Annotated in this window: 7 protein-coding genes and 2 pseudogenes; 4 read left to right on the top strand and 5 right to left on the bottom strand. The window is 68.9% G+C overall.

Annotated features, from left to right (window positions below; genetic code table 11):
- Positions 1-922 (top strand): annotated as a pseudogene (locus tag MCAG_RS13500) (hypothetical protein); the annotation flags it as partial.
- A gap of 219 nt (positions 923-1,141) precedes the next feature.
- A complete protein-coding gene (locus tag MCAG_RS13495) occupies positions 1,142-2,896 on the top strand; it encodes a DUF1996 domain-containing protein (RefSeq protein ID WP_007073534.1) in 1,755 nt (584 codons plus the stop codon).
- Between the two features lie 437 nt (positions 2,897-3,333).
- Here the strand turns inward: MCAG_RS13495 and MCAG_RS13490 are convergent, their stop codons facing one another.
- Positions 3,334-3,753, bottom strand: a complete 420-nt coding sequence (locus tag MCAG_RS13490; RefSeq protein WP_232290153.1) for a DUF6223 family protein — start codon at positions 3,751-3,753, stop codon at positions 3,334-3,336.
- Between the two features lie 334 nt (positions 3,754-4,087).
- Here MCAG_RS13490 and MCAG_RS13485 point away from each other — a divergent pair, with 334 nt between their 5' ends.
- Together MCAG_RS13485 and MCAG_RS13480 are read left to right on the top strand one after the other, a co-directional pair.
- Complete coding sequence (locus MCAG_RS13485) at positions 4,088-5,335, top strand: sensor histidine kinase (protein ID WP_007073531.1); 1,248 nt, start codon at positions 4,088-4,090, stop codon at positions 5,333-5,335.
- A complete protein-coding gene (locus MCAG_RS13480) occupies positions 5,332-6,033 on the top strand; it encodes a response regulator transcription factor (RefSeq protein ID WP_007073530.1) in 702 nt (233 codons plus the stop codon). Before MCAG_RS13485 ends, MCAG_RS13480 begins: the two co-directional genes overlap by 4 nt.
- An 18-nt stretch (positions 6,034-6,051) precedes the next feature.
- On the opposite strand, the gene MCAG_RS13475 is transcribed toward MCAG_RS13480, so the two are convergent.
- From MCAG_RS13475 to MCAG_RS34715, 4 genes and pseudogenes are all read right to left on the bottom strand, one after another.
- The gene (locus MCAG_RS13475; protein WP_036373336.1) at positions 6,052-6,237 is read right to left on the bottom strand and encodes a hypothetical protein; all 186 of its coding nucleotides are present in this window, start codon (positions 6,235-6,237) and stop codon (positions 6,052-6,054) included.
- A 137-nt stretch (positions 6,238-6,374) separates the two neighbouring features.
- Positions 6,375-6,842, bottom strand: coding sequence for an N-acetyltransferase (locus MCAG_RS13470; RefSeq protein WP_007073528.1), 468 nt, complete (start codon positions 6,840-6,842; stop codon positions 6,375-6,377).
- Between the two features lie 303 nt (positions 6,843-7,145).
- Complete coding sequence (locus MCAG_RS13465; protein WP_007073527.1) at positions 7,146-7,736, bottom strand: DinB family protein; 591 nt, start codon at positions 7,734-7,736, stop codon at positions 7,146-7,148.
- Positions 7,737-7,813: 77 nt separating this feature from the next.
- Positions 7,814-8,134: pseudogene (locus tag MCAG_RS34715) on the bottom strand (DUF2332 family protein); the annotation flags it as partial.
- Positions 8,135-8,165: the final 31 nt, after the last annotated feature.

The raw sequence follows: 8,165 nt of genomic DNA, 5'->3' as shown, positions 1-8,165 counted from the left end.
CCTCGACTTCCAACCGGATTCCTGGACCACCCACGTGTCCGGTCATCCGCCGGGGGCACTGGTCGTCTTCGTCTGGCTCGACCGGACCGGGCTGAGCGGCGGCGGCTGGGCCGGTGTGCTGTGCATCCTGGCCGCAGCGCTCGTCGCCGTCGCCGTGCCACACACCGTACGGCTGCTCGGCACCGGCGAGGCGGCCCGTGCCGTACTGCCGTTCACGGTGCTGTTCCCCGGGGCGATCTGGTCGGGGGTGTCGGCCGACGGGTTGTTCGCGGGTGTGACCGCCACCGGAATCGCCCTGCTGGCGCTCGGCATCACCCGGGGCCGTGCCGCAGCCAGCGCCACCGGCGGTGCCCTGCTGGCCTTCGGCTGCTACCTCTCCTACGGGCTCGTCCTGATGGCACCGATCGCTCTGGTGGTCGTCGTGCTGGCCGACCGGCGCCGGCGCACCGTGGGCTGGGCGTTCGCCGGGGCGGCGGCGGTCGTGGCCGCATTCACGGCCGCCGGTTTCTCCTGGCCTGCCGGCTATCGCCTCGTCATCGAGCGCTACTACCAGGGCATCGCCGCCGACCGCGCGTACGGCTACTGGGTCTGGGCGGACCTCGCGCTCGTGGTCGTCGCCGCCGGCCCTGTGGCGGCTGTGATCCTTCGCCGCGCGGTGGTGGCCGGGTGGCGGGCGGTATCCGCTCCACCGGCACGCGCGGACTACGCCACCTGGCTGCCGACCCTCGCCGCCACGGCGGCGATCGTCGCCGCGGACCTGTCCGGCTACAGCAAGGCCGAGGTCGAACGCATCTGGCTGCCCTTCACCGCATGGCTCATGGCCGGAGCGGCCCTGATCCCACCCGCCGACCGCCGCCGGTGGCTCGCCGTGCAGGCGGGTGTGGCCCTCACGATCAATCACCTGCTCCTGACGACCTGGTAGGCCGCACCGCAGCAACCTCTCGCCCAACGGCTCCACCGCTGCTCAGCCGTCGCGGGCCGGCCGGTTCGCCCTGCCTGCCCGCGACGTCGCCCCGTACGCCCGCGACTTCTTACCGAACGGTGACGTGCCCGCCGAAGATTGACCGTCCACCGCCCGAAGGCCCGTACCGGGTGACGTCAGCACATCACCGGAGCCGGCTTCCAGGCTTGAGGAGATCCCATGGACCGCAGAAGGAACCCGCTGGTGCAGTCGCGGCTGGCCAGGCTCGCCATGGCCGCGGCCGTGCTGGTGGCCACCGGCGCGCTCACCGTCACCTTCGTTTCCAGTGGCGGCAAGGGCACCGCGGACGCCGCAACCAGCCTCGACCAGTACGTGCCCATCCAGAACGTGCGGCCGAACGTGCAGAACCCAAAGCTGGCCGCAGCCGCGTCGAGGGGCCGGTTCACCGTCGACTGCGGCACGAACGGCAACGGCAAGTTCAGCCCCGACAACCCGGTGGCCCAGCCCGGCATCCGCAACGGCGCCGAACACGTCCACGACTTCGTCGGCAACCTGGCCATCACCGCGAACTCCTCCAACGCCGATCTGGACGCCTCCGGCACCACCTGCCGCAACGGTGACAAGTCGTCGTACTTCTGGCCGGTGGTGCGCATCGACAAGACCGTCCGCGGCGGCAACCAGGTCCAGCAGGCCCTCGCCCAGACCCAGCCGATGGTCGTCTGCCCCTCGGTCGGTCAACGGCTGCGTGCCGTCCCCGCCGGAGTCCGCAGCACCATCGATCGCCTGCTGACCGAGCTGGACCGCCAACAAGTCGCCGCGAACCAGCGGATGACCGCCAGCCATGGCCGCATCGACGCCGCGCTCAACAAGGAGGTCCTCGACTCGCTGCGCGCGCGCCGCGCCGCGACGATCAAGGAGATCAGCACCATGATCACCGTCGCTGGTGGCAACCAGCCCGGCCTGGTTTCGCTGGTCGACTGTGACGTCAGCTACGACGGCATGCACGCCCGGATACACGGTGCCACCCATCGCGCGGGCGTAAAGGCAGCCCAGGTCGCGAATCCTCGGATTCAGTGCCCCACCGTGCGGGACAAGCTGCCCGGCGTACCCGACCAAGCCCTTGCCGAGGTGAACCGCAACCTCGACGATCTCGACCGGCAGATCTCCGAGGCCAACGAACGCCTCGTCACCACCCGCGGCCAAGGCGGCCCGACCTTCGTCGACAACGCCATCCTCGGACCGCTGCGCGCCAAGCGGGTCGCCGTGCTCGACCGGATCGCCATCGCGATCGGTCGGCAGGCCCCCCGCCCGCAGGGTCTGGAGACGCTCGCCACCTGCACGGTGGACCAGGCCCCCGGCACCCCGGCGGCACCGAGCAGCGCACCCAGCAGTGCCGCCGCCCTACCCGAGCCGCAGGGGCCCAACCTTGAACTGCCCGGCAACACCGGCGGCATCGTCCGCCCGGCACAGGTGCTGATCGAGTACCGGGGCAACCCCGTCAGCAAGGTGGTGCCGATGCCTAAGTTCCTCCGGGCTCTCACCGGCGACGCCAAACCCACCAGCCGGGGCCCGGCCAACGCCCGCGCCACCTGGACGTGCTCGGGCTTCACCGACCGGCTCTCCGACAGGTACCCGATCTGCCCCGCCGGTAGCCAGGTGCAGCGCGTGCACGACTTCCCCGGCTGCTGGGACGGCAGGAACATCGACAGCGACAACCACCGCACCCACGTCGCCTTCGCCGACAAGGCCACCGGCGCGTGCCCGCAGGGCTTCCTCGCGATTCCGCAACTGCGGATCACCGTGGCCTACGACATCGACCGCGACGTGCAGGTCAGGGGCCAGTACGCCCTTGATTCCTTCCCCGAGGAGAACCACAACCCCTTCTCCGACCACAACGACTTCATCAACGTCAACTCCGCCCAGACCATGCAACGTATCGCCGCCTGCATCAACAGGGGCAAGAACTGCTCCTGAGGCCGGGGGCGGGAGTTCCTTCGAGGCTCCCGCCCCCGTTACCCGCTCTGGTCCGGCTCAGGGCCGAAAGCCCAGCGGCCGTGGCCACTGCTCCGCCTCCGGATCCGGCCGGTAACCCGCCGGGTGCGCGACGGGCGGGCGGCGGCTGCCTGCGGCCCCGGACCAAATGCGGACACCCCCGCCCTGGGCTGCCAGCCCCGCTCGCCGCCGGCCAGGCTGCGGAAGTCGAACTGACACTTCGAACAGGTTCGCAGCACGGCCTCGGCGCGCCGTTCACCGCAGCGCTGGCGGTAGGTCACCAGGTCCGCGCCGGCAGCATGCCGCCCAGCCGTTGTGATGACGGGCAGCAGGATGTGTCCCAGCGGCTGAGAGGCTTCCCGATCAGGGGCGGGGACGAAGAACCGGCCGGGACAGGTCCGAAGCGCCCGGTCAGTTGGTCAGCGGGTGCGGTGGGAGCGGGCTATGGCCAGCCCGCCGAGCCCCAGGCTGATCAGCCCCACCACCAGGGCTACGACGCCACCGACTATTCCGTAGCCGGTGCCGGGACCACCTTTGGCGGCGGCGACCACGTATCCGCCGAGGGCCAAGCCGATCAGCCCCGCCACCACGGCGATGATGGCTCCGAGTCGCCCATTGCTGGTGCCGGTACGACTGCTGGGACGGGTCAGAGCCAGCCCGCCGATGACCGCGCCGGCCAGCGCCGCCAGTGCGCCCACCATGGACACGAGTCGGCCGGTGGTCAGTTTGTAGGCATCGATGGCCGCCGCCGGTCCGTTTGCGGCGGCTGGTCCGCCGATCCCGGTCCCGCCCAGCAGTAGGGCGAGCACGATGCCTCCGACCAGGACGGCTGCGGCCACGGTAAGCACCCGTCGGACTGGCGCCGAGGCTCTTGATGAATTCATGTGCCTTCTCCTTTTCGTGAGGCTCGTGATGGCGGCGGCCGTGATGACCGTGGCGGTCCGCGTCCGCCCTCGGGCAACGGCCGTGCGGGTGCATCGGGTTTGCTCGTACTCCTCACGGACCGTCATGGCCGAGATCATCGCGCCGGCGAGACCGCCGGGGCCTCCGACAGCGGACGGCTTCGTCTACGCGATTGGGCGTAGACGGCTGCTGTCTCGCTACGCCGATCGGCGTAGTAGGTCGCGCGTCTGCGTGGAACGCCTTCCGGTGCGAGAACCGTAGGATCGCGGCATGGAACGCCGCGCGATGCCGTTTCGCCTGCCTGTGCTGGCGCAGGACGTGGTGCTCGCGCTCTTCATCACCGTGATGCAGGTGCAGAGCACGCTCATGCTCGCCGCCGCCAGGGGGACAGAACAGCGTTCGCTCACCGACTTCGGGTACCTCGGATTCGCACTGCTGGTGGTGGGTGGCCTGGTCGTGACGGTCCGCCGCTTGTGGCCGGTTTCGGTGTTCGTCACCGCCGCGCTCGCCAGCTTGGTGTACTACGGCCTCGAGTTTCCGGACGGGTACGGCTGGCTCGGGCTCTTCGTGGCCCTGTACACCCTCACGGCCTACGGTGACGGGCGTCGGTCATTGGTGATCGCCGGTGCGGGTATCACGGTGCTCGCCGTCGAGTGGCTGGTCGCCGCGGCCGACGTCGAGCCACGCGCCGCTATCGGCTGGGTGTTCTTCCGCATCGGCGCGTCGGTCATGAGCGCAGCCCTTGGCGAGTCCGTCCGATCTCGACGGGTCATCGCAGCCGAAGCTCAGGAGCGCGCGGAACTGGCCGAACGGACTCGCGAGGAAGAGGCGCGGGCGCGGGTCGACGCCGAACGGCTCCGGATCGCGCGCGAGGTCCACGATACCGTCGCGCACGCCATAGCAATCATCAACGTGCAGTCCGGGGTCACCGCGCACGTGCTCGACAAGAGGCCGGAAATGGCACGCGAGGCGCTGCAAGCCATCGAGCAGACCAGTTCCCGGGCGCTGCGAGAGATGCGAACCATCCTCGGGGTACTCCGTGACGACAACAACGGGCGCGTGCCGTACCCAGGGCTCGAGCAGATCGACGAACTCACCGACAAGGCGCGCGATGCCGGACTCGACATCAATATCGAGCAGACCTTGCCAGCGGCGCCGCTGCCGAGCGCAGTGGGAAGTGCCGCCTACCGAATCCTGCAGGAATCGATCACCAACGTGATCCGCCACGTCGGCCCGACTCGGGTGACGGTAGCGCTCAACCCAGGGATCGGCGTCTTGGAGATCCGCGTGACAGATGAGGGCCGCCGTGCCGGCCCAGGGGATGACCTCGCGGACCGGCGCCTACCGGCCCAGCGTCCGCTCAGCACTGGCGGTTCGGCCAAGCCCGGCCACGGGATCCTCGGAATGCGCGAGCGCTGTCAACTGCTGGGCGGAGAACTCGAGGCCCAACCGACCCCGAGTGGAGGGTTCGAAGTCACGGCACGGCTGCCCCTCGTACCGACCGGGTCGCGCCTATGAACACCGCGGCCGAGTCACCGTCAACCGACGCTCCCATCAAAGTGCTGCTCGCCGACGATGAGGGTCTCGTAAGGTCCGGGTTCAAGGTCCTGCTCGACCTCGAGGACGGCATCACGGTCGTGGGAGAAGCCACCAACGGCGCCGAAGCCGTCGAGCGGGCCCGCGCCACCCGCCCTGACGTCGTCCTCATGGACATCCGCATGCCAAAGCTGGACGGGATTCAAGCCACCGCCCAGATCGCCGAGACGCACGGGTTGGAGCAGGTCCGAGTCCTCATCCTCACCACCTACGACACCGACGAGTACGTCTTCGAGGCACTACAAGCCGGCGTCAGCGGCTTCCTGCTCAAAGACGCCGGACCGGCCGAACTCCTGCACGCCATCCGGGTGGTCGCCGCCGGAGACGCGTTGCTCGCCCCACGGATCACCCGACGCCTGATCGGCCAGTTCACCGCCCAACGAACAGCTACCCAGGCTGCGGAAAGCCGGCTCGCGGTGCTGACCCAGCGCGAGCGCGAGGTGCTGACCCTGGTGGGGCGCGGCCTCAGCAACAACGAGATCGGTGCCGAGTTGTTTCTCAGCCCGGCCACGGCACGCACCCACGTCAGCCACGCGATGGCGAAACTAGGTGCCCGCGACCGCGCGCAACTCGTTGTCATCGCCTATCAGACAGGACTGGTCAGCCCTGACATGGCATGAATGCGTAGCGCTCGGGCGCTACTGAGCGGCGGTGAGGTCGCGGATCTGGGCGGCGAGGTCCTTGATAGGCGTCGGGGATGCCATTGGCATTGGGGCGCCGGCGGCGACCAACCGGTGCCGGCGCATCGGTATCAGCCGTGAGATCACGAAGTACCCGACCACAAGCGCGCAGACGACAATGACGAAGTCCTTGAACGTGTCCACACGGGACCCGGTGGCGTGCCGGTTTTCTCCGTGCTCCAACGACAGGCACTACTTGTGCGGGGGTGACCGTCACCGCTCCGTCGCAGGGGATCTCAGCCGCGAGATCGAATGGCTACCCCGACGAGGCCGGCTACGATCTACACCTCGGAAAGCACGAGCCGCACGATTACCTCGCCGCTGCGGTCCAACTCGCCGGTCGGCACGAACCCGAGCCGCCGGTAGAACCCGGCCGGTCCGCCGTCTTCCGGTACGTAGCTCGTCAGCAACTGCGTCGCGCCTTCGGCCCGGACGAGCGCCGTGACCTGCCGAACGGTCTCGGTGCCGTAGCCGCGGCCCTGGTACCGATGGTCGATAATGAGCTTCCACAGAAACCAGGGCCCGATGATGTCCGGGGGTTGCGGCGACACGTTCCAGCTCAGCATCACGAACCCCACCGGCTCATCGCCGGCGTAGATCGCCCGGTACCACGGCTTCGCGTGCGGGTACTGCGCAGCGTCGGCCAGCGCGTCGCGCACCGACCCGACGAACGGCTCCTGCCCGGGCGCCACGCGCAGCGCAACAACCGCCGCACGATTCTCGTCGGTGATTTCGAGAAGCGTCACCACGCGGTCAGCTTATACGCGTCACCCAAATTGCTTGCCGAGACGGCCGGGATCCGGATGCCGAGGATGCACGCTCTACGAAAGTTAGCGGGGTTGAGGTGCCCGTCCCTGGTTCGGCCGACAACGCCGCGCCGAGGCGTCTCGGGCACCTGAGCCCACCCTGTTTCCGCCGCCAGCGTCCGGCCAGTTCTCGGCAAGCACGTCAGGCGATGAGCGGCAGGCACTGAATCTACTGGCTACGCAGAGAACCGGACATGGACCCAGACGGATGCTGAACTCACCGACTGTGCCCACGGGACCGAGCGGCTATCCGAAGCGGTCAGCCAGGTTCGTCAGCTTGGTGACGTAGGCCGGCCAGTCATAGTCGTGAGGGATGTTGCTGCTCTCCCGCCGCAGGCCGATCGCCGTGTCGTGCTGCTCGCGCATGATGTCGGCGTGACCGGCGTGACGAGCGAGGTCGCAAGTCACGTGGATGATGATCCTTTGCAGCGTCACGGCCCGTCTACCTGGCTGCCACCACGGCACCTGCCCTGGCGCGTCGAGCGGTAGCTGTTCGATCGTCTGATCCGCGAACACCCCGACACGGCGATACAGGTCGATCAGCCCATCCTTCGTCTCCTCATCCCGCGCGTACCAGTCTGCCTGCGGGTCTTCCTCGAACGCCTGCATGGGGACCAGTTCCTCAGGCGTCGGGAATTCGCGACCGAAGGTGGGCCCGAAGTAGCCGGCTTCGACATTGAGGCAATGCTTAAGGACTCCCAGCAGGTTGTTGCCGGTCGCGGTGCGGGGCAGTCTGGCTTCGCGTTCGCTCAGCCCGTCGAGCTTCCAGATCAGGTCTTCACGAGTCGCCCGGAGGTAGTGGTGCAGCGCATCCTTCGCATCGCCCAAGTCAGCCATGCCCGCCAGTCTTCCTCATGCGCGCGAGCCATCGTCCGGGGTGTCGTCTGCCCGAGTGTCCTGCGTCCGACAGTGCCGTGCAACGTCTCGTCCGGTGCCGGTGGCAATCCCTCGCACGACAGGACGTCCGGGGCCTCGACATCGATCCGATGTCCGGGTAGCCCGCGCACCAGGTTGACGAACAGCGTGCGGCGCGCGGTCGGTACCTGACACAGCACGGAGGTGTGAGACACGACCGGCGTCGCGTCGGCCGGCGCCTGAGCCGCCGGGCTCGGCAAGTCGTCCACGAGATCACCGCGGTTCGGCGTCGGTGGATCCGCTGCGGCGATGGCTGCGGCGCGCAGCCGGTCCCGGTGGTGGTGTTCCGGCCAGATCAGCGCCTCCAGCCAGGCGACGTCGACCGGGTAGTGGCGGCCAGCTGTGGACGGG

This window comes from Micromonospora sp. ATCC 39149 (genome assembly GCF_000158815.1).
GTDB lineage: Bacteria > Actinomycetota > Actinomycetes > Mycobacteriales > Micromonosporaceae > Micromonospora.
Note: the sequence above shows the minus strand (reverse complement) of the source record. Positions and strands in the feature narration are given on the sequence as shown.